This is a genomic window from Yoonia sp. R78084, from assembly GCF_044595625.1.
Lineage (GTDB): Bacteria > Pseudomonadota > Alphaproteobacteria > Rhodobacterales > Rhodobacteraceae > Yoonia.
Genome location: NZ_CP138993.1, coordinates 745,628 through 771,871 on the forward strand (window position 1 = coordinate 745,628; position 26,244 = coordinate 771,871).

Here is a 26,244-nt window from a genome sequence, read left to right on the forward strand (position 1 = left end):
ATCGCACTGACAAAGGACACGAACATGGCCACGAACAAGATGAACATTGCGGTTATTCCCGGTGACGGGATCGGCAAGGAGGTGGTCCCCGAAGGCATTCGTGTCCTGAACGCAGCGGCCGTAAAATTCGGTCTCGATTTCAACTTTGATACCTTCGATTTCGCGTCCTGCGACTACTACCAGCAACACGGCCAGATGATGCCGGATGACTGGAAAGACCAGATTGGCGGCCATGACGCGATTTTCTTCGGTGCTGTGGGCTGGCCTGATACGGTGCCGGATCACGTCTCGCTCTGGGGCTCGCTCTTGCAGTTCCGCCGTGAGTTCGACCAATACGTGAGCCTGCGGCCTGCCAAGCTTATGCCGGGCGTGACCTCTCCTTTGGCGGGGCGTGGACCGGGTGATATCGACATGATGATCGTGCGGGAAAATACCGAAGGCGAGTATTCATCCATCGGCGGGCGCATGTACCCCGGCACCGAGCGCGAGATTGTGATGCAGGAAACCGTCATGTCACGCGTGGGCGTGGACCGGATTTTGCGCTATGCCTTCGATCTTGCGCGCAAGCGCGGCGGCAGACTGACCTCGGCGACCAAATCCAACGGGATTTCGATCACGATGCCCTACTGGGACGAACGTGTTCTGGAGATGCAGAAATCCTATCCCGATGTCACGGTTGATAAATACCACATCGACATTCTGGCGGCGATGTTCGTGCTGCATCCTGACCGCTTTGACGTGGTTGTGGGCTCGAACCTGTTCGGTGATATCCTGTCCGATCTGGGGCCTGCCTGCACCGGCACAATCGGGATCGCGCCATCCGGCAACATCAACCCCGAGCACAAGTTTCCGTCCTTGTTCGAGCCGGTCCACGGCTCTGCCCCTGATATCGCTGGCAAGGGCATCGCGAACCCGATCGGTCAGATCTGGTCAGGAGCGATGATGCTGGAACATCTGGGGCATCCGGAGGCCGCACAGGGCATCATGGCAGCCATTGAAACCGTTCTGACAGATCCCGCTTTGCGCACAGGTGACCTTGGCGGCACAGCGGATACGGTGACATGCGGCAAGGCCATCGCGGCGGCTGTCTGACACCCATCAAGCGCATGAGGACCTGTGCCGCAGTAGCCTGTCTCAATGTCCCATTATGGCGGCGTAAATGCCGAACGCGCCGACCAGAACCAGACTGAGCGCCCAGACCACATCCAGATTGAACCATGTCCGCGAAAGAAACTTCAGGCCAAGCCAGAAGTAGATCACAACGGCGATCAACCCGCCCGCGATTGTCATGGAAAACGTATGCACGGCAGCGACAGCAAAGGCCGTCATAATGTTGTTCCCCATCAGGCTTTGTGCGGCAAGGTGCCCCGTTTCTTCCTGACCGACAGCACAAATGCCCAGATAGATCGGGACAAGCATCAGACCCGCACCATGCGCCATCGCAGCAAGGAACGACCAAAGCGCAAGCCGCGCAGGATGGACCCGTGCAAGAATTTTCGGATGTCTGCGATTGATCAGCAGGTAAAACCCCATTGCGATGACCAGTAGGCCCGCGCCAATGCGGATTTCGACTTCCCACTGGATCAGGACGATCATCATGGAAAAAGGCAGCAAAATCCCGATCATCGCCAGAAAATGACCCAAGGCAAGCATCGCCAGCGCCTTTGGCATGGCCTTGTGCCGTCGCTCCATCAGGGCGGCAGAGACGGCCAGTGGCCAACCCATGCCGGGATTGATCCCGTGGTATAGACCAGAAACGATGACGGCCCCCCAAAGGGCCGCCACCGATGTCATTTCACCCAGCACTTAGACGGAAGGATAGCAGAAACTATCTGTAGAGCAGTCTCCGCCCTCAAGCCGTATCTGGTGCGCGCGCAAGCCCACGGGGAAATCGATGTAGAAATCCTTGTTCAACGTCAGGCCGCCGTTTTCGCCCACGTCGGCCATGACCATCTGGCCGCCTTCGTCATCCGGATAGAACTGATCGTCCCATGTCGAATAAAGCGAGTTTGTCCAATAGACGCGTTTGCCGTCCCGGCTGATCTCGACCATTTGCGGTCCGTAAGCAAAGCCTTTGCCGTTAGGGTGCTTGTGACCCTTGGCGATCCCGCCAATTTCGACCTTGCCCGCCAGGACGGGGTTCATGGGGTCCGAGACGTCATATTGGTGCATCTCGCCCATGCCCCAACAGGCAACATAGAGATACTTGTCATCAAGGCTCAGGTCGATGTCGGTGACGAGCGGCGGCACGGCACCAAAGCCCTGCAAAAGAGGCGGCAGGTTGGCCGGATCTTCGGGGCGAGGGTCAATCGTGATCGTCTTCTTGGCCTGCCAGACGCCATCCTCGTCGCGCCACCACGTAAAGATGGCTCCCTGAAGGTTGGTGGTATCAACGACAACGCCGCAAAAGCCATAAGACTTGGTCGGGTCATGCGCCGGCCGGATTTCCAGAGCCATCTGGTAGTTTTCACCAAAGTCGATTGTCTGGATATTTTTGCGCGCGCGCAGGTCCCAGAAATGGATCGAGTGACCGTATTTATTGGATAAAAGATCCTCGGGTACGATGCCATTCTCGAACTGGGGCGGCAGGCCCCATTCCGAACTGACCATATAGTCCTGCGGCAGGTTCCACCAGAAATCATAGTGCTTGTCCTGCTTGCCGCGATCCATTTCGTATTGACCGATGATTTCAAAGGTTTCGCAGTCCATAATAAAGATACCCGGCGGTCCGTCGGTGCCGTCTTTACCACCGCCGCCAAGACAGGACACATAGATGCCTTCCGGTCCGCAATGGATCGTATGGGGCCGCGAATAGCCGGTCTTGGCAAAGAGCTCCTCTGGCTCGATTGTCTTGTGGATATGGGCCTTCAGGGGCTCTTTGACGTCGATCACGTAAATACGCGAAGAGCGGATACCCGGGACGATCAGGTACCGGCGTTCGAGAAAGGCGTGCCCGGAAAGTGGCGAAAGCGAGGACGAACAGGCGTTCCAGCCAAAGTGGTGAAATTCGTCGCCTTTGTTGGGAACAATCACCTGATGAACAATCTGGCCATAGTTATCCGAACCTGGTTTGAGGTCTATGACCGCGATGCCATCAGACTGCGATCCATCAGGGCTCAGCATGACAGTAAAAGCGTAATTTTCGATCGGTGCTTCCATCGCCAGTTTTGGTGATGCATGGAATGTCGGGTCAGGTCTCAGATTCATGTCGTTCCTCCCAGTTTGAAATGAATGTCTTCGTTTGCCTCTTTCGGTTGTTAAGAGTGGCGGCGCGCAGAGCGACTGCGACTACCCAGACGCTAACACCAGAGTCGCCCAATCGCCGAGTCATATTGTTGGCGCGGTTCAGGGGGCAAGACACCTCTTTTTCCTAGAGCTCTGATTGTTCGAGAAGTTCCGAACTTGCCTGCAGCTCCGGTCTGATACGCAGCACAAAGGTCTGCGCCTGCAGTTAAGCCGCCACCTCGAGGAATGGCGACGTATGATGAATGAGGTTTTGAACCCGATCCATGGGATGTGCTCTGCGCTGCTGCTCCTTATGGGGCTCCGCAAGACCGAAGCACTGACCCTTGATCGGAACGACATGTACAACGACCACATCCACCTTCCAATGACCGCGAATGGACGCAGTTCTGTTCTACCGGTCACTCAAGCCCATCAAGAGCTTCGAGCACAGTTGCACCCGCGTTCGGTGGGCCCAGCGACGGCGCTGGTGCGCGTGAGGTCAGTTTGATCTTTTGATGTTAGCCCGTCAGTTACACTGCAGGGTTGGCGGTGTTTGGGAGGATACTGCCTCAGCGCCGAGCACAGCCTCGGCGGCGGCGTCGAGTGTGTCGAGATCAACTGATTTCAGCATATGACCGCAGAGATTGCAGATACCGGAGTTCTGTTGCGGAAAGCTGTGTCCGCGTGCCAAAAGTTCCAGCATTAGCCGCTTAGGGCCCCACTGCCGGATAACCCGCAACGCGGGGCGCTGTTCCATCTCTGCGACTGCCCGACCCACAGTCGCACCGGTCACTTTTGCATAGGCGCGATTGGTATAGTTTACCCATGGTGCGCAACAGGGGAAGAGCCGTCCAGCATGATCAATCGTTGGCATACGTCCCGCGACGGGGCAGGGGGTCATAGGTGTTTCCGACAGCGGGGTGGATGCGATCTCGGAGCGAAGGCGCGCAGCGGCACGACCTTCGCCGGTCAGGAACTGCCAGTTGACCAGCAGCCGTTCCGCGATTGTTTCTTTTAGGAAGTCCGTGCGTGCAACTTCGTCGAGGCTCTCCATATGGTCACCCCAGCTGTTAAGATCGGTAGCGCGCTCGCCTGCCAGCCCGTAGTAGTCCAGCAGAGACCGCAATTCGAGCGGGGCACCGTTGCCTGAGGCAGCCTCTGCCGCACTGCCACGCAGCACGCAGGATACAAGCGGCGGAAAGCCCACCAATCGGCAGGCATCGATAAAGTGCCGCGCAAGGTTGGCTGGCAGAAATTCCAGATGCCATTTGTCGAGCGACAGGCCGACACTGTCGAGCCCAGCTTGTTTCAGCCGTCGCAGCATCGCCTCGGCCCGTTTGGGGGTCGAGGCCCAGAACCCGTTGGAGGTGAGCCTTATCCCTTTGCCGTGCGATTTGACCCTGCGAATGATCGCCTCGATCTCGTCAGGGTGCAGCATTGGCTCGCCACCGGAAATGTCGATAAAGCGGATCTGCGGCTGTGCGGCCAGACCGTCGACAAGGGCGAGTGCCGTGTCGTGGTCCATCGCGCCGCTGCGGTCGGGCCCGGAATTGACCGAGCAGTGGGCGCAGGCGATATTACAGCGCATGGTGTAAAGCAGGACAGAGGTGGTCATCCGCCCATCTCCGTATTGTTGCCGGCAAGCCCGGACTGAAGCTCCGGCGGCATTGCTTGAGGGATGGCCTTTTCGTCCGCCGGAAAAAGAGCGACCGACACGGCCAGCCCGTCTTCTTCGACCACCAGCCCATGCGCAAGAAGGTCCAGGAAAGCGGCATCCGGGTCACTCGTGTCGATCACCGTATCGGGCTGAACCTGTGCCGAGATGTCGACCAGTTGCGGGGCAAGCGTGGTGTCAAGATAGGGTGACTCATGCGTCCAGTGTCGCGTGACGCCCAGTTTGCGCAGGTTGTTGGGCCGATCCAGCAGGGGCAGCATCTGTGCGGCCGCTCCTCGCAGATGATACCGCAGGCGTAGGTCGCCGACCTGTCGTGTAACAAGATACCCTGCGGCCTGTGGCGTGATCGTCAGCTTGTGGCCGCCTGCCGCATAGGCGGACTGCCATTCCTGCACCGGTTCGGACGCCTCGCGCGTGATGTCATCAAGGACCTGTTGCGTTTCAGTTGTGCGGTCGGCGTCAAAACGGTAGGCGAGCAGAGCAAGATCTTCATCAGCAACGGGGTGGCAATAGCTGTAGAAGTGCGACGGTCGCAGATTGAGTAGCCCGTGATGGTCGGGGAAGCGGTACATCGGGGCGTACCGTTCGACCTCGCAGCGGATCAGGCCGAGCGGTGGGCGCAGGTGCCGGATCCGCCGCGAAAGCGCGATCTGATGTTGATAATGGCTGAGTTTTTCCCCCTCGAACCCGAAGAGGATCGACCAATGCACCCTCAGGCCGAATTCCTCGGCCAGACGCAGCATGTAGACGTTGAAAATGCCCGTTGTCCCCTTCTTCATCAGTTTCAGCACCGGGGTCGAGAGACTTTCGATGCCCGGTTGAATCTGGCTGATGTTGTTCTGGGCAAAGGACCGGATAATGGGGCGGTCAAGGTTGGCCTTGACCTCGAAAAAAATCTCGGCCCCGCCAGAGGCCGCACCCACATGCGGGCAGACCTCGGTATAATACTCATGCGGCATGATGTTATCGACGGCCATATAGCGCGGCGGGTGATAGCGTGCGGTCTGTTCGCGTAGTTCGCCCAGAAAGCGGTCCGCGTCTTTGCGGAAATAGGGCATCTTGGTGGGGCTGAGGCCACAGAAGGTGCAGTGATGCTTGGCACCCCACCAGCACCCGCGTGAGGCCTCGATCGGCAGGTAGTGTGGTAAGGTATGGCGCAGCCCTGCGGGCAGATCGCGGTAATAATCGCCGTAGTCCGGTACCGGCAGGCTGTTGGCGTCCATGACCCTTTCGGTAGGCGGTCCTTCATGGATTGTGCCATCAGCCTTCCGTTCCAGCACGCCGGGAAGGTCCGCAATCTGCCCCTGGGCGACGGCTTCACACAAAGGCGCGACCACGTCATCGCCTTCGCCCATCACCACTGCGTCCAGTGCCGCACAGATCCGCATGACCCCCAGACCCATCGGGTCGGCACAGCCGCATCCTCCCATGATCAGCCTCACCTGCGGGTGCCGCGCGCGGATTCGGTTCGCCAAAGCGATCGAGGCGTTGAGTTGCGAATAGGAATTGGCAAAACCCAGCACGTCATATTGTGCCCAATCATAACTTTCGACCACATGATCCACAAAGGCCGTCGCCACCTTACGCCACGCCCGCGCATCGGCGCACTTCTCTGCGGCGGCCCCGTCGTCGGCGGCGGCGACCATATAGGCTGGGTCGAGCCTGTCCCAGTCGGCATCAGGAAAGGCGGCCTTGCCAAAGATCCACTCTCCCAAATGGATCCCGAAGCTGTCGCAGACATCCTGATACCGGCTGAGCCCGTTGAAATCCGTGATCCCGGCCCATCTCAGAAAGGCCAGAGACAGATATTTGATCTCGGCCCGATGTCCAGCTGCGTTCAGCCGGGTCTTAAGCAGCGACGTTCCGATCGAGGGCCAGGCAACCGGGCCGAAGGGTGCTTCGATCAGGACGATGTTGAGGCGGGTGCGGTCCATTTCGCCGGGGCTCCTTTGGTCATTTGATGGGGGGAGATCAGGGCGGCAAGCCGGTCGCGATCCACATGAAGCGGCAGGGCCAGCACGCGGTTCTCTTCGGGCAGGACAAGACCTGTCGCGATCATACGTTCGAGAAGTGCGCCACCCGCCAATGTCTCATCCCGCTGGTTGATTACGCGGCTGGCAAAGCGCTGGAGGTAGGCGTCGATGTCCGTCGCAGGAAGGGCGCGGTCACCCATCGCCTCCCAGTCGGTGGGCTGATCGGTCTTGAGAATGGTATCGCGGGCCCTCACCGCATCGCAGGCGCGCAGCATCTCGGCGGCCTGATCGGGCAGAAGCATGATGCGTTCTGGCTGGTCTAGCGGGCCGGTGACCAGCGCGCTGCCTTCCAGGCAGTTCAGCAGATGCAGCGTGGGCCCGTGTGCTGCGAAATCGGCCTTCCACTGCTGGACTAGCGGTCCAAGCCGGTCTTCGATCAGCCTATCGACTCGCGTGTCGCGGTTCGGGTCGTTGTAGTCGAACCGGTAGGCGATGCGCCCAAGAAGATCGGGGCACAGCCCTGGAAAGGCGAAGTCATACCATTTGGTGTGTCCGGTCAGCCTGATTCCAAAGTCGTCGGGCCGCGCCTGATAGGGGCTGAACCGCTCGATATAGACCGGAGCCACATTGCCGGGCGGTGTCAGATGGGTCACATGGCGCAAGAGGTCGAGCGTTTCCTCGTAATGCGTCAGGGTTTCGCCCGGAAACCCAGTCAAGATGAACCATGACACGTCGAAACCGCCCTCCGTCAGCCACTTCAGTGTCTGCACGTTCTGAAGGGCGCTGATCCCCTTTTTCATCAGTTTGAGAATGTCAGAATTTAGCGATTCGATCCCTGGCTGGACTTTCATGACACCTGCCGCACGCATTGCATCTACATGAGTGCGGCGCAGGTTGGCCTTGATTTCATAATGGATGAAGTAGTCCTTTGGGCTGGCGGCCAGATCTTTCATAACTGTGCTGAAATACGTCTGGTCGACGATATTATCGACGGCGAAAAAGCGGCTTTGCCCGTATCGGTCCGACTGGCGCTCGAACTCGGCGAAGGCGCGTTCGGGGGATTTTGACCGGAAATCCATCCGGTCCGCATTCAAACCGCAAAAGGTGCAATGGGATTTCGCTCCCCACCAACAGCCGCGCGATGTTTCAATCGGCAGAAACATCGGCAGGCCCTCAACCGGACCGCGTAGCGACTCGAGCTGGGCCTTAGTGGCGAAGTAATCACTGAAATCAGGATCCGGTATGTCATTCATCTTGATCGGTAGATTGAGGTCCTTGGTGACCCGTATTTCTTGCGGGCTGCGTGTAGCATAGCCGGGTAGGGCGGCGACCTTCTTGTCATTGCCGCTGGCCAGCGCACGGATCATGTCGGCAATGGTGAGGTCTACCTCGCCGGTGGCAACAACGTCGATCTGGTCGTAAGCCTCAAGCAGGGCTGGGCCCATCTCGCCAAAGCAGTTGGCACCGCCGAAAACGATCCTGGTGTCGGGGCAGAGACGGCGCAGATGCGCCGCCGTTGCCAGCGAAGGCTGGGTCTGCATGAAGGAGGTGGTAAAGCCTACCACCGGCGCGCCTGTTGCAGCCAGCCGCCGCGCGCAGTATTCCGCAAAGGCAGCGGCCTGCGGGCGCAAACGTGCCAGTTTTTCGACGAGCAGGGCGGGGACAACCCGTTCTTCTAGCAAAGCTTCGAGATAAGCAATATCTCCCTGCGGATCCTGCCGTGGGCTGAACAGCCATTCCCCCGGTAGGAAATCCCACAGGTAGGCAATTTCATCGTGCACCTGCCAGGCCTCGTTCAGGTCGGCATCAATGGTCGCGAGGTATTCAAGATTGAAGTCGAAAAGTTGGGACCTGATGCCCGCTTCGGTCAGCTGTGCCTTTATGGTGGCGGGACCGATGGTGGGAATTGCGCAAAGGCCAAAGGGCATGATCGCAAGTGCAAAATCAATGGCTTTTTGGGGCATTGCGGTCTCCTTCAGGCATGATGCGTCCGCGCCTGTGGCGCGCAAGGCAAGTCAGGGGGGAGGGATGTCCGGGGGTGCGTCGCTCCCCCAGACGATGCGCTAACCGTGGTAGTGGATATCAAGAAGTGCAGCGTTCCCGATATGCAGCCCCGGCTTGTCGGTCAGGTCTGCGTCTGTGATGGACTTGCCGTGGTAGTGGATATCAAGGAAGGCGGCCTGACCGGGGCCCTTGCCGATCTGTGGCGCTGGCATCTTCGGGGCCTCCACCGCGCCCGCCATCATCGATGAGCGCGAGATCAGACCACCCTCGGCTTCGGCGCTTTCGCCCATCAGCCCGCCCCCCATCGCATCCTTGCCGTGGTAGTGGATGTCGAGGAAGGCCGCCTGTCCGGCCTTGCCTGCCAGCGCAGGGTTGACCGCACCGGTCATGGCGTCCTTGCCGTGGTAGTGGATATCAAGGAAGGCCGCCTGACCAGCCTTGCCGGCAAGCGTGGGGTTGGCGACATTCGTCATGGCGTCCTTGCCATGGTAGTGAATGTCGAGAAACGCCGCCTGACCGCCCTTGTTGGCCAGTCCCTGTAGACGCGACGCCTCAGCTTCTGAGCCGTCGCCGTGATAGTGAATCTGCATGTTGCTCTCCTTTGTGAAAAACTGTCAGTTGCTATCCCCGAGCGACTTCCACCGCTCAAAGTTATAAAAGACCTGTTCGGTAAGACGGCTGGCGGTGTTAAGCTTCGCGCCGCCATAATTGTGGATGCCAGTGGCCACATAATCCTGTCCGTCCCACATCACGACGGGTGCGCCGCTCATGCCGCCGAAGGTGTCGATCTCGTATTGCAGGACCTGCGGGTGCGGTGGCTGAAGTCGTTTGGCATGCCCCCAGAGCGTGCCGGTGGGCTTATCCTGCGGATAGCCGGTAATATTTGCCAGGGCGCCGTACAGGACTGCATCCCCCAGCACACCGTAACCAAAGAAGCCCTGATCTCCCGGTGTCGCAAAGAGAACGCCGTAGTCATGTACCGTGTCGCGGTTATTCAACCAGCCTCTGGTCGAAGCATAGTGGGTCACGGTCATGGCCCGGTCGTACTGGTCTCGGTTCTGGCCGACGAATACAGCAATGGACTGAACCCATCCGCCGTGGTTGTGCAGGAACACGCAATGCCCTGCGGTCACGATCACCGAGGGCGAGATAAACCATCCCGTGCCCAGCCATCTGGTTCCGTTCGCGGCAGTGATCTCGAGACGGCAAAGCCAAGAGAAGGGCAGTATGCTGCTGTCCATCACCTGTACACGGTCATCGGCCATGATCACCGCCTCGGCGGTCATGTCCCCGCTTTCTGTAAGGGACGGGCCGACGATACTCTTGAGCACCATGGGGCCTGCCGCACTGGCATCAAGCAGCGGATTAGCCGAGGGTTTGAGGGGAGCTTCCGGCGATGCTGCGAGCAAGGATGTTTCTGAGCGGGGCGCCGGCATCCTGTGCAGGTCGCGGCGTTCGAAGGCAGCAGCGAATTCGGGGAAGGGGAGACCGGTGGTCGATTGCGGGGCGGTGTCGGCCATTTGGCCTGTAGCGTAGGATTCGATCGGGGCGGCCGGGTCATCCCCAACGACCAGCGCCGGTGCGGTGGGTGGTGGGCGGAAGATCGGCGTATCCTCCGACGCAACCGGATCAGGTGGCGGGTCGGGAGGGACGGCATGTGCCGCAAGCAAGGCGCGCAACTCACGGACGAGCGACAGACCGGTCAACGTCGTTGGATTGATGGCCGATGTAGCCCGGGGTAGGCTGTCCGTTGGATAGCCCTGCTGGTTCAGATATCCAATCGGATCGGCGCAGAACGCCGCGGTATCTTTCTCAGGCAACGGTAGCAATGATATGAAATCACTTAATTTTTTAGGCATTTTGCGCACCGGCCACATCAAATGGGCGCCTGAAAACGTTCGGCGTGACAGCACATAACCATACTAAAGGATGATTTTTATGATGCCACAAAATGCCGTGAATTTCAACCTAAAGGGTGTCTTGACTTATCGGGATGCCAGGCTGGTCAGTGTTTTTTGTGCTCTATCATAGTCGGCCGTAAATAGTCGCTTCACGAAAAATTGCATGATTTCAACATTCCACGATCAATAGCTGAAGTGCTCCGGTTGACACGGCGACGACGCCTTAAGATCTGCCGGCACGGTGCTCTGATACGGGTAGCCAAGCCCGGTATTTCGATTGCCGTTGCTGCATCGGTTGGATGATTCGGTGGGGGGAGGATTCGCCAATGGATCGGGCCTTGGCTGAAATGTTTACGCAAGAGCATCTCGAACCATGAACCAATAATCCAGAAGACTTGTCGACAAGAGCCCAACGAGATCGTTGCGATGAAGTGTTCGTTCAATTCTTGGAAGCCTCTACGTTCCCGTCCTCGACAGGCAAATCTTGGGCTCATGAAATGATCTTGTATGCGCGAGTTTTTTGCGAGTAGCGGCCCTTCACCGGGTCGTCATGATGCTGCTTTGTGGCCCACCAAAGGATGTATGCACCGTGCGTCTCATCTGGCTCGGCCCCCGATGTCTGCAATGTGGAGAAGCTGCCATTGACGGGTTGTGGGATTGCCAATGGAATAGTGCCGAGCCAACGTGCCAACGCTTCTCAATCATTGGATGACATTTTGGCTCGGGTTCAAATCCGCACCAAGACTTCGAGCTCCTCATTGGGCTGCACGGGCGCACACTCTAGAACCCATCGCTCCGAAAAAGGCCATGATCTTCAGGGCGATCCAGGATAAGAACCTTGCGCTGATGCCACTGCGCGATCAGGTTTAGAACGCTCCCTCATTCTATGCGGGCGAACATGCTGATTTCGAAGCCTTGAAAGAATGATGGACTGAATAGCCGGGATGTATGTCGCGCATCGAATATTTCGAACGTAATCTACCAATCCGGTGTCACCTTTGCTAAGCTCTCTCGTCACGGGACACCCCCCACCGCAGCCTCCAAAGTAGGCACATTTCCTACAAACCTCATCGGGTTGTGTGCTCAGATGGCGAACGTTTGCCACAGCACGACCTCTGTCCACACAGCGATCACTGACATGACCGACAAAGTGATCAGCATTCTGAACAAACCAAGGGCAGTTATAGATTTCTCCATCGGCAGTCACCGAGAATATCGCGGCATGTTTCTGGTGGCAGCCGATCGTATTTCTTGATGCTGAGCGCAGCATGTTGGCACATGCCTTTGATTTCGTTTGCGCCATCAAAGGCGTATCTTCATCTTTATCTTCATAATGAGAGTTGAGCGCTTCTGAAATCTGATGAAGGTTTGGGAGGGCTTCAATATCGACGCTATGACCATCTGAGTTGACGGGGCGCAGTTCCGAGTATGAAGACGACCTTGCCCCCAAGTTCATATGCGTCTCCTTCACTTCGACAAGCTTAGTGATGTTCTTCGAAGTAAGGACAGCTTTACAGTCAAACTCGATACCGGCACTCTTAATTTCCTTACAGTTTTTTTGGGTCGCGTCGAACGAGCTGATAGCCCTTACCTTATGGCCACGTGCGTCATCATGAACTGCTTTTGGTCCGTCGATCTCAACCAGAATACGCACGCGATGGCGCCGAACAACTTCGATAAAGCTCGGTGGCAAAAATGACAAATTCGTCTGCAAAGAGGTAAAGATGCGGCCTATAAAACCCTCTTCAGAGGCCCAGTCATCCATGTTCTCAAGTACATACTCGATGACAGACCAACCAAGAAGGGGCTCTCCGCCCAAGAAATTAATCGAGAGGTTACCGTGTTTTGGATCCAAATATCGCATGAAAATGCGAACCGCTTGCTCAGCAGTGTCTTTGCTCATCCGCGGTTTTTTGGCCAGCTTGTAGCTATCTTCACCATTGTAACAATAGCTGCACTTCAGATTACAGTATTGAGCGACAATCAGATGGACAGAGGCATTAGACAATCCATCGAAACAGGAATTGTGTTTCTCTGCTACATCTTCGGCAACGTCATTTATATCATGCGAAATGAACCCCATTCTGCAAAGCATCGCAAATACGCGCGGGTCTTCTATCTCATCCTCAGAAATGGGAGATAACGATCTTTTCTCAAGCCATCGCATGAAATCAATAGACTGGTCCCCATTAGAGAAGGAGAAGGCATTGAAACGTCTGCCTTCGAAAAAGACAACTTGGTCATTTGCGGGAAATGAGGAGATTCGAGCAACATACATTCAGACTGGCCTACTGGATCGAACCAGAACCCGGCCCGCAATTAGAGCCGTCACAACCACAGCTTACTATTCCACTCGTATTCGGCTGCGTGTATCCTGCACTACTGGTACCAGTCGTGTTAAAGGCATCCCAATTTACAGGGTTTCCAGATATTTCAGAGGCAATTCCTCCAATAAGCATTGCCCCCATGAAAGCATCTTCATCTAAATTGCCTTGCGCATCACAAGCCGCCAAGGCGATTAAGCTGCTGCATGCAGCTAATGCAACTGGAGCTCCCGTCTTGGGCTTTTCATCCTTGCGTTTCTTAACTTTGGTTTGGGTGCTTTTCTTATTCATCGGCATTCCTTAACGCTCGAAGGCACGGCGGGGACTTCTGGTGTTGTGCTTGCTATCTCAGTTGGAAACAGCTGAATTCGTGCATTTATTTGTAATATAAGCTGCTCGTTATCTAGCTAGCGTTCCTCTCTACACGCATGTTTCGTCGGCATGTCTCCGGCAGCATCTTTGTAAGAATATACACTTTCAATTAGGTGTGGTTCTCATCCTCGACTGCGCCATGATTGGTTTGCTTAGGACAGGGTTCAGCGCCAAAGCCTGGATGCAGAATTGGACGATGCGCCTCTGAGTAGTTGGCACATTTGGCCAAAAGACCAACGCAATCATTCTATTCGTAAACACCCTGGTCACCATTGCAGCCGATTAAATCTTGTGACGTTCACCGTAAGGAACCCGCGCCAGGCGTCATCCCCCAGTCGGGGGACAGTGTCACTTAATCGGCGGCAGAATCTGAAAGACCCGCCAGATGAACGCCACCCGGTTCCTGCAGTTTGTTTTTGCCAAGACCGAACTGAACTGGCTCTTCACTGTTTCTGGCCCAACGCCGAGATGCTCTGCAATCGACGTATTCGAGAGCCCTTTCAGGACGAGATCGGCAACGCGGCATTCTGCTCTTGTCAGGCAGTAAAGCTCGGCAAGAACGTCGATATCGATGTCTCGCGGCTGTGACGGGTCAACCAGCGTGACCAAAGCACCGGTGAAGTCTTTTTCTAACTCCATCTCGGCATCACGAAGGGGGGAAATATATGCGACGAGTGGCGTAGTTGCAGAACGCCTGCGGAGTTCGACAGTCGCACTTGCCTGATCGCTGTTGCCGCTTGCCGTAGCCGACGCACTGTAGATCTTGTGACCCAGTTCTGCGCGCATGTCGGTATTGGTCGCAGCCAGTTTTCCCTGAGATCGGATCAGTCCGTCCTGCGCATCCAAAAAGGCGTTCGCAACTGAGTTGGCGATAACAATATCGCCTCGGTCAGTCACAACCAGAATGCCTACCAGCATTTGGTCCAATACCGACAGCACTGCGTTGTAGCGCCTGCGCAGACCCTCGGTTATCCGAAACACCTCGGCTGCTTTGGCGAGGTGCGGTGCGATTTGCGGGCCATAGGTGGACACCGTCGGCGGTATTTCCAAATCGCAGTGTCGCCCATATAGCAGGACGAGACCTCCCCAGTATCCCGGATCATTTGACAGGTTGATGAAGCCGCGTCGCAGAAAGCCGCCTTGCATGCCTATCATGATCTCGGGACGGGTCTTGTAGACGTCATTGATGGACCAGATGTCACTGTCGAGGCTGACGGAATAGGCGGAAGTGTGATGAACGTATTTCCTGCCTTCAAGATCAAACTGGGAGTCGCGGCCCTCCAGTATTAACTGGTTGTACTGGTCTATCAGGTGCCCGAATTGGCGCAAACTCGCGCTTGCCTTATCCAACGAAAAATGGGCTCTTTCCGTCTGACACGCGCCATAGATGAGTGCGGCGTCAGCGTTCAGAAAGCGCTGGCAATTGTCTAAAGCGCGAACCCAATTCCGATCTGAAAGCGCCGCATCGTAAATTGATAACAAGCATTCACCAATAGTCGTCATGGGTTACTGATCCATCATCCCAAGGTCTCTGAAACGGCACGAACCGGAGTGTTCAGTTGCTTTCGTATAAACGAAACTGAGAGTCGTTCTCGGGCTGCAACTCAGTCGAGAAAAAACGAATAGTCGGTGAGACACTCCAAATAAGAGACTGTCGGGCACTCTTTTCCTCTTTGCCGCCTGCGCATCGTCAAGGAACACTGCCTTGAAGATATCGTCGGATTCAATATCACCTATTGCCGCGCCTCCCTGTGGAAGGTCGACATTGACCTGCTCGCCGATGCCCGCTCACGCGTATCGAGTTCCCGCGCCACGCGGGTGTCGTCATTGGACGCAGACATTCATGCGATCGTCGGCACCGCTGTCGATGATGCGGGACGCACGATGAAGGAATACGAACGGCACATCACGCAAGTGAATTGGCACATAAGGCAATTGGCTGAACAACGTCTTTCCTGTACCCTTTGGATTTGGAGGGTCACATGCGGCGATTAACCGACCAACCGACTGTGCATGTTGGCAAGGTCTGGCGGCTGATGCTGGCCGATCTTGGTCTGAGTGATGTAGCAGTCTTGCGCAGTGCGGGGCTGCCGAGCGGTCTGTTGGACGGCGAGGGCAGCCGCATCACGCTGGATCAATTCTATGCTCTTTGGGATAGCTTTGATACTGAGGCACAATCACCGACGCTGGCACTTAGGCTCGGTCAGATCGAAGCAAGCGAGTTCTTCGACCCAGCCTTCTTTGCGGCGATGTGCGCGCCCAACATGACGGTGGCAGGACAGCGGCTTGGGGAATTCAAGCGCCTGGTTGGTGCCTTCAGCCTTGATGTGGATGTGATGCCGACAGCGACACGTTTCAGCTATCGATGCAAGTATCGCCCGGATTTGCCAACGACGCTCGCGGCAACCGAGATTGTCTTTCTCGTCAATTTGCTGCGTCGCGCCACACGCCGGCGCGTTGTGCCGAAGGCTGTTTGCCTGCCATCGGCGCTCCGGGAGACCTCTGCATTCGAAAACTGGTTTGCATGTGGGATCTCACATGGTGAAACGGCATCTTTCAGCCTCGATCCGATCGACGCCATGCGCCCCTTCCTGACCTATGACAATCAGATGTGGCAATCCTTTGAGCCGGACTTGCGGCGTAGAATGGACGCGGCCCGCGAAGACCTGGGCATGCGCGCCCGCGTGGAAAACGCCTTGCTGGAACTGCTGCCCAGCGGACGGACGCAAATTGATGATGTGGCCGGTGAACTTGCCGTCAGCCGCCGATCACTCCAAAGACGGCTTTCGGAAGAAGGCACAACATGGCTGGATGTTCTCAACGCCGCGCGTATGCGACTTGCCCAGCACTATCTGACGAATACGAACCTCGGTGCGGCCGAGATCAGCTTCCTGCTCGGATTTGAGGATCCAAACTCTTTTTTCAGGGCCTTTCGCCGTTGGACAGACGCCACACCCGAGGCGTGGCGCGAGGCACAACGGCTGAGAGCCTGATGAGGCGCATCGTGCAAGTGATATGGCGCTTCCTGCGAGTGACGCGCGCTGTCTGAATGTCCAAATTGAGATCAACGCGACCTGATCACTGCGAGGGCTCATGACAACATCTACCGCCATCCGTCGCCGCGCCGCGGGCGCCTTTCGCGATCCGAGACGGGCAGATCATCACCGGCCAACAACAGCACAGCACGCAGCCTTTCTCTGATCTGCTCATTGAAGCGCTGGCTGAATAATCCGCCAGTGTTGCCCCCCATCAAACACTTAAGGGAGCATATTTATGACCAAAGTCTTTCTGACCGGTGCGTCCGGTTTTATTGCCAAACACATTTTGCGTGAGTTGCTGGAGCAAGGCTATGAGGTGCGCGCCTCGGTCCGCTCTGACAAACGCAAGGCAGAATTGCAGGACCTCTTTCCGGATGCCGCACTGGAGTTTGCAACGCTCGACCTGACGAGGGACGAAGGCTGGCAGGATGCCTTACAGGGTTGCGATGTCTTGATGCACACCGCCTCGCCGTTTCCGCTGGCCGAGCCGAAAGACCCGCAAGACCTGATCCGCCCTGCGGTAGACGGTACGCTCCGCGCGATGCGGGCGGCAAAGGAAGCCGGTATCACCCGTGTCATTCTGACGTCGTCCTGTGCCGCAATCTATAAACAGGCGGACAAACCGAAGATGCAGCCTTCGGACGAGACCAACTGGACAAGCCCCGAAGATCGGTCTGTCGGCGCCTATGAAGCTTCCAAGACGCTGGCCGAGAAAGCCGCATGGGATTTCGTTGCCGACAACCCCGATATCGCGCTGACCACGATCAATCCCGGCGCGGTCTTCGGCCCACCGATGGATGCACGGTACGGCGCATCGCTCGAACTGGTCGAACAATTGATGACCGGAAAGGTTCCGATGGCCCCGCCTGTCGACATGGTTGCCGTCGACGTGCGGGACGTGGCGCGGATGCATGTCGCAGCGATCGATCTTGAGGCAGCCAAAGGCCAACGCTTTGCAGCCGCAAGCGGAACCTATTCCTTCATCGAATTTGGCAAAATGCTGAAAAGCTGGGACGCAAGCCTAAAGACGCCCGGACGGGAGGCTCCTGTCTGGCTGCTGCGGATCATGGGGCTGTTTTCCAAGGATGTGAAAGGCGTGCTCGAAAACGTGGGGCGTACCCTCGCCGTTTCGGGTGCCAAGGCGGAGAATACCTTCGGGTTCAAGTTTATTCCGGTCAAAGATGCGCTGGTTGCCTCGGCCAAAGCAGTCCAGACCTACAAACTGAAAGAGACATCCAAATGATCACTGCATATCTCTGGGGCACACCCAACGGCTACAAAGTAGCCATCGCACTTGAGGAAATGGGTCTGGACTATGAGATCAACTGGGTGAACATCGGGACTGGGCAGCAGCACGACCCCGCGTACCTGAAGATCGCGCCCAACGGCAAAATACCTGCGATCTTGGATCATGAAACCGGGATCAGCCTGATGGAATCCGGGGCAATCCTGCAATATCTGGCCGAAAAGTCGGAGAAATTCCGGGGCGAAACCCCGCAAGACCGCTGGAAAGTGACGCAGTGGCTGCATTGGCAGATGGGCGGCCTTGGCCCGATGATGGGTCAGGCCAACCATTTCCGCGGACTGAAAGAGAAGGTCCCCTACGGCGAGACCCGTTACAAGAACGAGACCGTGCGTCTATTCGGCGTGCTTGATAAGCAGTTGGAAGGCCGCGACTACATTGCAGGCGAGTATTCCATCGCCGATATGGCGACCGTCGCCTGGGCTGGCATGGCCCCCATGATGGAGGATGACCGGCTGACGACGTGCAACAATGTCATGGCATGGATCGCGCGCAACGTGGCACGTCCCGCGACTGCGCACGCAATAAGCCTGTCGCCGAGCTAGCCTCGCCGGGCTGGAACAGCGGTAGTCCGACCATCAGCATTGGGCCAATGAGCCCGGCGGTTCATATTAACCGGTCTGCATCATTCGGACGATCACTCCGCAGCCAGCACGGCCCTGTCTTGACGCGGTGACTGGCCGAACTTCCTCGCATATTCGCGCGAGAACTGGGCCGAGCTTTCGTAGCCAACGCGAAAGGCTATCTCCGAAACTTTAACATCGGAAGCACGGAGTGCGTCACGGGCGTGCAGCAGGCGCAGATCCTTCTGGTATTGCAGCGGCGAAGTGCCAGTTATCGCTTTGAAATGCTCAAAGAAGGCGGAGTTGCTCATGCCAACCTGTTCGGCCAGATTTCCGACAACCACCGTGCGCGACAGATCGGACTGGATTTCACGCGTAGCCTGAAAGATGCGGCTGGCGGTGGTCTCGTGCCAGAGCAGCTTTTGCAGCGTGTCGGCATGGGCCCCAAGAAGCAGCCGGGCGTGGATCTCTTGCCGGGTGATCGGTGCCAACACTGCACGCGTTTCGTCGCCGGCGCATTGGTCGAGATAGCGGGTCAGCGCGCCCTGCACCGCGGGATCGGTCGGGCATAGCGAGATCGAGAACGGGTCGTGGCTGCGCGTCCCGCGCGCGAGTGGCATGGTTGCCGCCAAGCCGCGCAGCAGGTCGAGGTCGATTGGAAAGACCAGCGCGACATAGGGTGTTTCTGGCGTAGCGTGGCTGATCCTTGAAACGACCGGCAGCGTATGGCTGACAAGCAGCGATTGACCGGCGGCCACGGTCAGGCTGTGTGCGCCCGCAATGACCTGCTTGGCACCTTGCAGGACGAGACAAAGAAGCGGGCGATACACAGTTGCCTGCTGCGGGTTCGGCGCCGTGAACCGCAGGAAATGCATTCCGCTGTCAGTATGGGCCAGCGCGCCTTGAGGCACCCCGGAGTGATCCATCAGCGCCATGGCGCGGTCCAGCAATCCTGTCATCCGGCTCTCCTTTCACGGATCTCGTAGCATGGCAGACTGTGTTTTCGTAGAGGATTATTTCTCAATCCGGAGGATTGGGCAAATATTCCGGACAATCAAGAAAGAACCCGCCGATGGTCCGGAGTATCGTTATTCTATAAAGGGGACACAGATAGGGACAAGACTGATGCGAAAGATATTCATCTCCGGAATAGCGGGCGGCTTTGGCCTGCCCACCGCAAGGGCGCTTTTGGCGCGGGGGCATCAGGTGGCGGGCAGCGTCCGAAGCCGCACGGGCCGCAATGCAGGCACCGTCGCCAGGCTGGAGGCAGAGGGCGCACATGTTGTCGAAATGGATGTAACCGACACCACCAGCACCGACACGGGCGTCGCCGAGGCGATAAGCGCGCTTGGCGGGCTGGACGTACTGTTCAACAATGCCGGGATCGGGTCCTATGGCATCCAGGAACTGATGTCGCCCGAGGACATGACCAGGGTCTTTGACGTCAACGTTACCGGCGTGCAGCGGGTCATGCGCGCCGCCCTGCCACATTTCCGCGCGCAGGGGCGCGGAACGGTCCTCTATACCTCCAGCCTGATCGGGCGCATCGCGACACCGTTCTACGGCACTTATTGCGCGTCCAAATGGGCGCTAGAGGCGATGGTCGAGTGCTACAGGACGGAGCTGTCCGGCTTTGGTATCGAAGCCTGCATCATAGAACCGGGGGCCATGCCCACGGCTTTCTTCGATGGCATGGTCACGCCCGACGATCCCGCGCGCGAGACAGAGTATGGCGACTTCGCCGCCGTTCCGGCCATGTCGGCGCATGGGCTTGCGCAGATGCTGGAGGCGACGCCCGATCAGCGCCCCGAACGGATCGCCGAGGCGGTGGTGGCCCTGCTGGACACACCCTTCGGCAAAAAGCCGTTCCGAACGGTCGTCGATCACACCGGAGTCGGCCCCCAGATCGAGCGCTATAATGACGTGCTCCATGACGTTACCCGCAACGTCCTGACAAATTTCGGCATCGCACAGATGCTTGACCTGAACACCTGAAGGAGACCCAACATGAACACCATTCTGATCACCGGCGCGTCCTCGGGCATTGGCAAGGCCACCGCCCAACGCTTTCAATCCAAGGGTTGGAACGTCATCGCCACCATGCGAGACCCCGCCGTTTCGGACCTTGCCGAGCTCAACAATGTGCTCGTGACGCGTCTCGACGTGACCAATTCCGCGTCGATAAACGCCGCCGTAAGTGAAGGCATTAACCGTTTTGGCGCTATCGACGTCTTGTTGAACAACGCAGGCTATGGCGCCTATGGCCCGTTAGAGGCGTTTTCGACCGACCGGATTCGACGCCAGTTCGAAACCAACGTGATCGGCCTTCTGGATGTGACCAAGGCGGTCCTGCCGCATATGCGCGTGCGCCGCTCGGGCACCATAGTCAACATCTCATCGATCGGTGGGCAGATCACTTTCCCGCTTGGCACACTCTATCATGGCACCAAGTTCGCCGTCGAAGGCCTGTCCGAAGCGCTGCATTACGAGCTGGAGCCACTGGGCATCCGCGTGCGCATCATCGCGCCAGGCATGATCAAGACCGACTTCGGCGGACGCTCCTTCGATTTCGCCATGGACGAGGACCTGACCGACTATGCCCCCTCCGCCGAAGCAATGGGTCGGCTGTTTGGCAAGCTCGCGTCAAATCCTTCCTCACCCGACCTCGTGGCCGATGTCATCTGGCAAGCCGCCAATGCAACCGATGACCAATTGCGTTTCTGTGCCGGGCCGGACGCCACCGACTTGCTGGACAGACGCAAACGGCATGACGACGCCACATTCATTGGCGGTATCAAGGCTTTGATGTCTGAGTAGGTCCGCGACTAGCCGAAGCGGCACTATGTCCGCTTTGGCGCGCAGTGCCGCAGAAAGAGCGCCAGAAGGCGGTTTGTTTGTTCATGTCGTTAATGCGATCTGGCAGCTTGATAGTTGCTGGTGCATCTTGACCTTGCTTGAAAGGTCAAATACCTAACCCAACTGTGACGCGGGCGTTGTGTAATGGTAAGACCCTTGCCTTCCAAGCAAGAGACGCGGGTTCGATTCCCGCCGCCCGCTCCAATCCCTCCCCGATAACCAAAATACCGCAGATGCGCAGGGTTGCCTTGTGAAACAGTCGGTTCAGTTTTATGTCATCCCCAGAACCTGAGGACAGTGCATGGCTGAGACCCAAAAATCCACCGCCGAAGATCGGCCCGTCAGCAAACGTGTCAGCGCGCTGAAAGCCCTTTGGCCTTTCATGAGAACCTACCGCTACAACATGATCGCGGCGGGCTTTGCGCTTGTGTTTACGGCCATGGTCGCGCTGAGCTTGCCAATTGCGGCGGGGCAGGTTGTTGATACCTTCGGGCTGGCCAGCGGCGAGATCAGCCAGCACTTCGTGACAATGCTGATTATCGCTGTACTGCTCTCATTCGGAACGGCGCTGCGCTATTACTTAGTCACGCGGCTAGGTGAACGGGTTGTCGCAGATATTCGCAAGGCCGTATTCAACCGCATGATCAGCATGAGCCCTGCGTTTTACGAAAAAATCATGACGGGTGAGGTGCTTAGCCGCATAACCACAGACACCACATTGATCCTTTCGGTCATCGGCAGCTCGGTTTCGATCGCATTGCGCAACATCCTGATCTTTATCGGTGGCGTCATCCTGATGCTGCTGACCTCGGTCAAGATGAGCGTGATGGTCCTTTGGCCGATCCCCGTGGTCCTGTTCCCGATCCTGTTTCTGGGGCGTCGTGTGCGCAGCCTGTCCAAGGAAAACCAGGACCTGATTGCTGAATCCAGTGGCGATGCGTCCGAACAGCTCTTGTCGGCGCAAACCGTTCAGGCCTTTACACACGAAGAACTGAGCCGCGCCAAATTCGACGAAGTGACGGAACAAAGCTATCGTTCCGCCCGCCGCCGGATCATGACGCGTGCGGCGCTGACGGCCATTGTGATCTTCATGGTCTTCGCCGCGATCGTGCTGTTTTTGCAGATGGGTTCGCAAGACGTGGTCGCCGGCGAAATCACCGAAGGCGGGTTGGTGCAGTTTATGATCTACACCATCATGGTCGGCGGCGCTGTCGCGGCCTTGTCCGAGGTTTGGGGTGAATTGCAGCGCGCCGCTGGTGCTACGGAACGTCTTGTCGAGCTTCTGACAGCCGAAGATACAGTACAGGATCCCGCAGAGCCCAAGACATTGCCCCAGCCCGTCAAAGGCACCCTGCAATTCGAGAACGTGCAGTTCCACTATCCGTCGCGACCGCAGGTTTCTGCCCTTGATGGCATCAATCTTGAGATCAAGGCGGGTGAGACCGTCGCGCTTGTCGGTCCGTCGGGTGCTGGCAAAAGCACGATCATCCAGATGGTGCAGCGGTTCTATGACCCGCAGTCGGGGGCAGTGAAAATCGACGGCATGGATCTGCGTGATCTGATGCGGTCCGAGTTCCGCCAGCACATCGCGCTTGTCCCGCAAGATCCTGTGATCTTTGCCGATACGGCGCGCGAAAATATCCGCTTCGGCAGGCCCACTGCGACCGACGCCGAGGTCGAAGAGGCCGCAAAAGCTGCCGCCGCATATGATTTTCTCAAAGCCCTGCCTGACGGTTTTGAAAGCTACGTCGGCGAACGCGGTGTGATGCTCTCGGGTGGGCAGAAGCAGCGGATCGCGATTGCGCGCGCTATTCTGCGCGATGCGCCGATCCTGCTCTTGGATGAGGCCACGAGCGCGCTGGACGCCGAAAGCGAATATGCGGTGCAGCGCGCGGTCGAGGAACTGGCACGGACCCGCACGACATTGATTGTCGCGCACAGGCTGGCCACCGTCAAAAAGGCCGACCGTATTATCGTTCTGGAAGACGGCAAAATCGCGGCCCAAGGCACCCATGATGCGCTTGTGGCCCAAGGCGGGCTCTACGCGCGGTTGGCGCGGCTGCAGTTCACAGAAGGTGTCGCGGCGGAATAGCTGCGTTTTTCGTAGCGTCAGACTTGTGATTGTTTTTGTTTTTCACCACCCTGTCTGCTCAGGGAGGCAGCGTCGCGCTGCGTGAAAAGAAAACAGGGAGGAGACGACATGGCTTTTGCAACTGTCGCTGATCGGGACGCCATCGAAAACGAAAAGCCGTGGGAGGCCCGCGATAAGGCCACATCCACCTTTGAACTGCTCAACCGGACTGCCGCAAAACATGGTTCAAGAAAGGCCGTCACCTTCAGCCTGTTCTCTGACCCCGATGCGAAATGCGAAACGCTTGACTGGAACACCCTGCGCGACAAGACGGCACAAGCCGCCAACATGTTCCGCAGTCTGGGTGTCGGCGAAGATGATGTCGTGGCCTACCTGATGCCCAATGCCACCGAGACCGTTCTGACATATCTGGGCGGGCAGGTGGCGGGGATCGTGAACCCGATCAACCCGCTGCTTGACGCGGAACAAATCGCGGCCATCCTGCGTGAAACCAAGGCCAAAGTGCTTGTCACCCTCAAGGCCTTTCCGAAAACGGATGTTGCGCAAAAGGCCGCCGAGGCCGTGCGGTTAGCACCCAATGTCACCCATGTGCTGGAAGTCGATCTGCACCGTTATCTGACAGGATTGAAACGTCTGATCGTGCCGCTGATCCGGCCCAAGAACCCGGTGGCCCACAAAGCCACGGTACTTGATTTCAACGCCGAGATGAACAAACTGCCCAAAACGCTGAACTTCGAGGACAGCAAGGTTGACAGGGTCGCCGCCTATTTCCACACCGGCGGCACGACGGGCATGCCCAAGGTCGTGCAGCACCGTTACTCCGGTATCATCTACAACGCATGGCTCGGGGATCGTTTGCTCTTCACCGAGGAGGACGTACAAATCTGCCCGCTTCCGTTGTTCCATGTTTTTGCAACCATCGTGTCCTTGGGCGCTTCGCTGGGGTCGGGGGCACATATCGTATTCCCGACGCCGCAGGGGTATCGTGGTGAGGGCGTGTTCGATAACTTCTGGAAGCTGATCGAAAGGCACAAAGTGACCTTCATGATCACCGTGCCCACGGCCATGTCCGCACTGATGCAGCGCAAGGTCGACGCGGATATTTCCACACTGCGTCTGGCCTTTTGCGGCTCGGCGCCGCTACCGCTCGAACTTTACCGCCGCTTTGAAAAGGCCGCAGGTGTCACGATCTGCGAAGGCTACGGGCTGACCGAGGCAACATGTCTTGTCTCGATCAATCCACCAGCTGGTGAAAAGCGCGTCGGCTCCATCGGTTTGCCTTTCCCCTACACGGACATCAAAATCGTCAATCCCGCCGATGGCGAAATCCGCGACGTGGATGAAATCGGCGAAATCTGCGTTTCCAACCCCGGTGTCTTTGACGGCCAGACCTATACGGATGCCGACAAGAACAAGAACCTCTTCTATCCCGGTGAAAAATCCGACCAGCAATATCTGCGGACAGGTGATTTGGGACGGTTTGACAGCGATGGCTATCTGTGGATCACGGGGCGCGCCAAAGACCTGATCATCCGTGGGGGTCACAACATCGACCCCGCCGAGATCGAAGAAGCCCTGGCAGGGCATGAGGCCGTGGCCTTTGCCGGTGCCATTGGTCAGCCCGATGAACACGCAGGTGAAGTGCCTTGCGTTTATGTCGAACTTGTCGATGGGGCAGAGGTGACGGAAGAAGAACTGATGGCCTATGCCAAGGAACATGTGCATGAACGTGCAGCGCATCCCAAGTATCTGGGAATACTGGATGAGTTGCCCAAAACGGCGGTTGGGAAAATCTTTAAGCCGGATCTGCGCAGATTGGCGATCACCCGCGTCTTCAATGCAGCGTTGAAAGATGTTGGTGCGGAGGTCCATGACGTCAGCGAAGATAAAAAGCGCGGCTTGGTTGCCCATATCGTCAAGACCGGCAATGCGTCGGACGCAGAAATCGGCAAAGCACTGAACGCTTACACTATACCTTGGGAGCTGGTGGGCTAAGTATTGCCCAAAGCACACGAAATATAAGGACAACTGTGATGACGAAACTTGCGTTTTTGGGCCTTGGGGTCATGGGGTATCCTATGGCTGGCCACCTTCAGGCGGCGGGTCACGATGTGACGGTATATAACCGCACAACGGCCAAGGCAGAAAAATGGATGGCACAGCACGGTGGCGCAATGGCTGAAACGCCGCGCGGGGCAGCAGAAGGGGCCGCTTTGGTCATGGCCTGCGTGGGCAACGATGATGACCTGCGCTCGGTATGTTTGGGCGAGGACGGGGCCTTTGCGGCGATGCCGGCAGGATCAATATTTGTCGATCACACGACAGTTTCTGCCGCTGTCACGCGCGAGTTGCATGATCTGGCGGCAGATAAAGGCATCGCCTTTGTCGATGCACCCGTATCGGGCGGACAGGCAGGGGCAGAAAACGGCGCGCTTTCGGTCATGTGTGGCGGCGCGGAAGAGAGCTATGCCCGCGCTGAGGCCGTCATCGCTGCCTATGCCAAGCTCTGCCGTCGCATTGGCGATAGCGGTGCCGGGCAAATGACCAAAATGTGCAACCAGATCGCGATTGCAGGGCTGGTGCAGGGTTTGTCCGAGGCGCTTCATTTTGCGCAAAAAGCAGGCCTTGATGGTGAAGCCGTCGTTGAGGTCATCAGCCAGGGTGCCGCAGGCAGCTGGCAGATGTCGAACCGCTATCAAACAATGCTGGGCGATAAGTGGGATCACGGGTTCGCGGTGGATTGGATGCGCAAGGATCTGGGGATCTGCCTTGATGCTGCTGACGAAAACGGGGCGAGCCTGCCGGTGACAGCGCTGGTCGACCAGTTTTACAAAGACGTGCAAAAACTCGGTGGGGGGCGTTGGGACACGTCATCCTTGCTCAAGCGCCTTCAGGCGATCGATGAAAAATCTGTCTGA

At 57.5% G+C, this 26,244-nt stretch carries 20 protein-coding genes and 1 tRNA gene; 10 read left to right on the forward strand and 11 right to left on the reverse strand.

Annotated features, from left to right (window positions below):
- The first annotated feature begins 24 nt into the window (after positions 1–24).
- Positions 25–1,092 carry a tartrate dehydrogenase gene (locus SJY29_RS03940; RefSeq protein WP_400087056.1) on the forward strand — a complete coding sequence of 356 codons (1,068 nt, stop codon included), beginning with the start codon at positions 25–27 and terminating at the stop codon, positions 1,090–1,092.
- A 42-nt stretch (positions 1,093–1,134) separates the two neighbouring features.
- On the opposite strand, the gene SJY29_RS03945 is transcribed toward SJY29_RS03940, so the two are convergent.
- The 10 genes from SJY29_RS03945 to SJY29_RS03990 all read right to left on the reverse strand — a co-directional run bounded on the left by SJY29_RS03945 (position 1,135) and on the right by SJY29_RS03990 (position 14,977).
- The gene (locus SJY29_RS03945; protein ID WP_400087059.1) at positions 1,135–1,794 is read right to left on the reverse strand and encodes a hypothetical protein; all 660 of its coding nucleotides are present in this window, start codon (positions 1,792–1,794) and stop codon (positions 1,135–1,137) included.
- Between the two features lie 12 nt (positions 1,795–1,806).
- Positions 1,807–3,207 (reverse strand): selenium-binding protein SBP56-related protein, encoded by a 1,401-nt coding sequence (locus tag SJY29_RS03950; RefSeq protein ID WP_400087062.1) that lies wholly within the window; start codon positions 3,205–3,207, stop codon positions 1,807–1,809.
- 544 nt (positions 3,208–3,751) lie between these two features.
- Complete coding sequence (locus SJY29_RS03955) at positions 3,752–4,840, reverse strand: radical SAM protein (protein WP_400087065.1); 1,089 nt, start codon at positions 4,838–4,840, stop codon at positions 3,752–3,754.
- Positions 4,837–6,834, reverse strand: coding sequence for a RiPP maturation radical SAM C-methyltransferase (locus tag SJY29_RS03960; RefSeq protein ID WP_400087067.1), 1,998 nt, complete (start codon positions 6,832–6,834; stop codon positions 4,837–4,839). The genes SJY29_RS03955 and SJY29_RS03960 overlap by 4 nt, the downstream gene beginning before the upstream one ends.
- Positions 6,804–8,837, reverse strand: coding sequence for a RiPP maturation radical SAM C-methyltransferase (locus tag SJY29_RS03965; protein WP_400087070.1), 2,034 nt, complete (start codon positions 8,835–8,837; stop codon positions 6,804–6,806). Before SJY29_RS03965 ends, SJY29_RS03960 begins: the two co-directional genes overlap by 31 nt.
- A 99-nt stretch (positions 8,838–8,936) precedes the next feature.
- Positions 8,937–9,467: a hypothetical protein gene (locus tag SJY29_RS03970; protein ID WP_400087073.1), complete on the reverse strand. Its 531-nt coding sequence runs from the start codon at positions 9,465–9,467 to the stop codon at positions 8,937–8,939.
- Positions 9,468–9,491: 24 nt separating this feature from the next.
- On the reverse strand, positions 9,492–10,706 hold the full coding sequence (locus tag SJY29_RS03975) for a trypsin-like serine peptidase (RefSeq protein WP_400087076.1): 1,215 nt from the start codon (positions 10,704–10,706) through the stop codon (positions 9,492–9,494).
- Positions 10,707–11,592: 886 nt separating this feature from the next.
- Positions 11,593–13,056 carry a radical SAM protein gene (locus SJY29_RS03980; protein WP_400087079.1) on the reverse strand — a complete coding sequence of 488 codons (1,464 nt, stop codon included), beginning with the start codon at positions 13,054–13,056 and terminating at the stop codon, positions 11,593–11,595.
- 10 nt (positions 13,057–13,066) lie between these two features.
- The gene (locus SJY29_RS03985; protein ID WP_400087082.1) at positions 13,067–13,393 is read right to left on the reverse strand and encodes a hypothetical protein; all 327 of its coding nucleotides are present in this window, start codon (positions 13,391–13,393) and stop codon (positions 13,067–13,069) included.
- Between the two features lie 429 nt (positions 13,394–13,822).
- Positions 13,823–14,977: a helix-turn-helix transcriptional regulator gene (locus tag SJY29_RS03990; RefSeq protein WP_400087085.1), complete on the reverse strand. Its 1,155-nt coding sequence runs from the start codon at positions 14,975–14,977 to the stop codon at positions 13,823–13,825.
- A gap of 479 nt (positions 14,978–15,456) precedes the next feature.
- Here SJY29_RS03990 and SJY29_RS03995 point away from each other — a divergent pair, with 479 nt between their 5' ends.
- The 3 genes from SJY29_RS03995 (at position 15,457) to SJY29_RS04005 (ending at position 18,360) form a co-directional block, all read left to right on the forward strand.
- A complete protein-coding gene (locus SJY29_RS03995; protein ID WP_400087088.1) occupies positions 15,457–16,467 on the forward strand; it encodes a helix-turn-helix domain-containing protein in 1,011 nt (336 codons plus the stop codon).
- 280 nt (positions 16,468–16,747) lie between these two features.
- Positions 16,748–17,755, forward strand: a complete 1,008-nt coding sequence (locus SJY29_RS04000) for an SDR family oxidoreductase (RefSeq protein WP_400087091.1) — start codon at positions 16,748–16,750, stop codon at positions 17,753–17,755.
- A complete protein-coding gene (locus SJY29_RS04005; protein WP_400087093.1) occupies positions 17,752–18,360 on the forward strand; it encodes a glutathione S-transferase family protein in 609 nt (202 codons plus the stop codon). The genes SJY29_RS04000 and SJY29_RS04005 overlap by 4 nt, the downstream gene beginning before the upstream one ends.
- A gap of 92 nt (positions 18,361–18,452) precedes the next feature.
- Here SJY29_RS04005 and SJY29_RS04010 read toward each other — a convergent pair whose 3' ends face one another.
- Positions 18,453–19,337, reverse strand: a complete 885-nt coding sequence (locus SJY29_RS04010) for an AraC family transcriptional regulator N-terminal domain-containing protein (RefSeq protein ID WP_400087096.1) — start codon at positions 19,335–19,337, stop codon at positions 18,453–18,455.
- A 166-nt stretch (positions 19,338–19,503) separates the two neighbouring features.
- Here SJY29_RS04010 and SJY29_RS04015 point away from each other — a divergent pair, with 166 nt between their 5' ends.
- From SJY29_RS04015 to SJY29_RS04040, 6 genes are all read left to right on the forward strand, one after another.
- Positions 19,504–20,373: an SDR family NAD(P)-dependent oxidoreductase gene (locus tag SJY29_RS04015; RefSeq protein WP_400087099.1), complete on the forward strand. Its 870-nt coding sequence runs from the start codon at positions 19,504–19,506 to the stop codon at positions 20,371–20,373.
- A 12-nt stretch (positions 20,374–20,385) separates the two neighbouring features.
- Positions 20,386–21,195, forward strand: a complete 810-nt coding sequence (locus SJY29_RS04020) for an SDR family oxidoreductase (protein ID WP_400087102.1) — start codon at positions 20,386–20,388, stop codon at positions 21,193–21,195.
- A 169-nt stretch (positions 21,196–21,364) separates the two neighbouring features.
- A tRNA-Gly gene (locus tag SJY29_RS04025) sits at positions 21,365–21,438 on the forward strand.
- A 97-nt stretch (positions 21,439–21,535) separates the two neighbouring features.
- Complete coding sequence (locus SJY29_RS04030) at positions 21,536–23,326, forward strand: ABC transporter transmembrane domain-containing protein (RefSeq protein WP_400087104.1); 1,791 nt, start codon at positions 21,536–21,538, stop codon at positions 23,324–23,326.
- Positions 23,327–23,434: 108 nt separating this feature from the next.
- The gene (locus SJY29_RS04035) at positions 23,435–25,321 is read left to right on the forward strand and encodes an acyl-CoA synthetase (RefSeq protein WP_400087107.1); all 1,887 of its coding nucleotides are present in this window, start codon (positions 23,435–23,437) and stop codon (positions 25,319–25,321) included.
- Between the two features lie 38 nt (positions 25,322–25,359).
- On the forward strand, positions 25,360–26,244 hold the full coding sequence (locus SJY29_RS04040) for an NAD(P)-dependent oxidoreductase (RefSeq protein WP_400087109.1): 885 nt from the start codon (positions 25,360–25,362) through the stop codon (positions 26,242–26,244).

Bases quoted from the DNA above. Each gene is read 5' to 3' on its own strand.
- SJY29_RS03995 (WP_400087088.1), top strand. From the start codon at position 15,457: ATGCGGCGATTAACCGACCAACCGACTGTGCATGTTGGCAAGGTCTGG.
- SJY29_RS04015 (WP_400087099.1), top strand. From the start codon at position 19,504: ATGCGAAAGATATTCATCTCCGGAATAGCGGGCGGCTTTGGCCTGCCC.
- SJY29_RS03950 (WP_400087062.1), bottom strand. From the start codon at position 3,207: ATGAATCTGAGACCTGACCCGACATTCCATGCATCACCAAAACTGGCG.
- SJY29_RS03955 (WP_400087065.1), bottom strand. From the start codon at position 4,840: ATGACCACCTCTGTCCTGCTTTACACCATGCGCTGTAATATCGCCTGC.
- SJY29_RS03980 (WP_400087079.1), bottom strand. From the start codon at position 13,056: ATGTATGTTGCTCGAATCTCCTCATTTCCCGCAAATGACCAAGTTGTC.
- SJY29_RS04010 (WP_400087096.1), bottom strand. From the start codon at position 19,337: ATGACAGGATTGCTGGACCGCGCCATGGCGCTGATGGATCACTCCGGG.
- SJY29_RS04035 (WP_400087107.1), top strand. From the start codon at position 23,435: ATGGCTTTTGCAACTGTCGCTGATCGGGACGCCATCGAAAACGAAAAG.
- SJY29_RS03945 (WP_400087059.1), bottom strand. From the start codon at position 1,794: ATGACATCGGTGGCGGCCCTTTGGGGGGCCGTCATCGTTTCTGGTCTA.
- SJY29_RS03985 (WP_400087082.1), bottom strand. From the start codon at position 13,393: ATGAATAAGAAAAGCACCCAAACCAAAGTTAAGAAACGCAAGGATGAA.
- SJY29_RS04000 (WP_400087091.1), top strand. From the start codon at position 16,748: ATGACCAAAGTCTTTCTGACCGGTGCGTCCGGTTTTATTGCCAAACAC.
- SJY29_RS04040 (WP_400087109.1), top strand. From the start codon at position 25,360: ATGACGAAACTTGCGTTTTTGGGCCTTGGGGTCATGGGGTATCCTATG.
- SJY29_RS03940 (WP_400087056.1), top strand. From the start codon at position 25: ATGGCCACGAACAAGATGAACATTGCGGTTATTCCCGGTGACGGGATC.
- SJY29_RS04005 (WP_400087093.1), top strand. From the start codon at position 17,752: ATGATCACTGCATATCTCTGGGGCACACCCAACGGCTACAAAGTAGCC.
- SJY29_RS03970 (WP_400087073.1), bottom strand. From the start codon at position 9,467: ATGCAGATTCACTATCACGGCGACGGCTCAGAAGCTGAGGCGTCGCGT.
- SJY29_RS03990 (WP_400087085.1), bottom strand. From the start codon at position 14,977: ATGACGACTATTGGTGAATGCTTGTTATCAATTTACGATGCGGCGCTT.
- SJY29_RS03960 (WP_400087067.1), bottom strand. From the start codon at position 6,834: ATGGACCGCACCCGCCTCAACATCGTCCTGATCGAAGCACCCTTCGGC.
- SJY29_RS04030 (WP_400087104.1), top strand. From the start codon at position 21,536: ATGGCTGAGACCCAAAAATCCACCGCCGAAGATCGGCCCGTCAGCAAA.
- SJY29_RS03965 (WP_400087070.1), bottom strand. From the start codon at position 8,837: ATGCCCCAAAAAGCCATTGATTTTGCACTTGCGATCATGCCCTTTGGC.
- SJY29_RS04020 (WP_400087102.1), top strand. From the start codon at position 20,386: ATGAACACCATTCTGATCACCGGCGCGTCCTCGGGCATTGGCAAGGCC.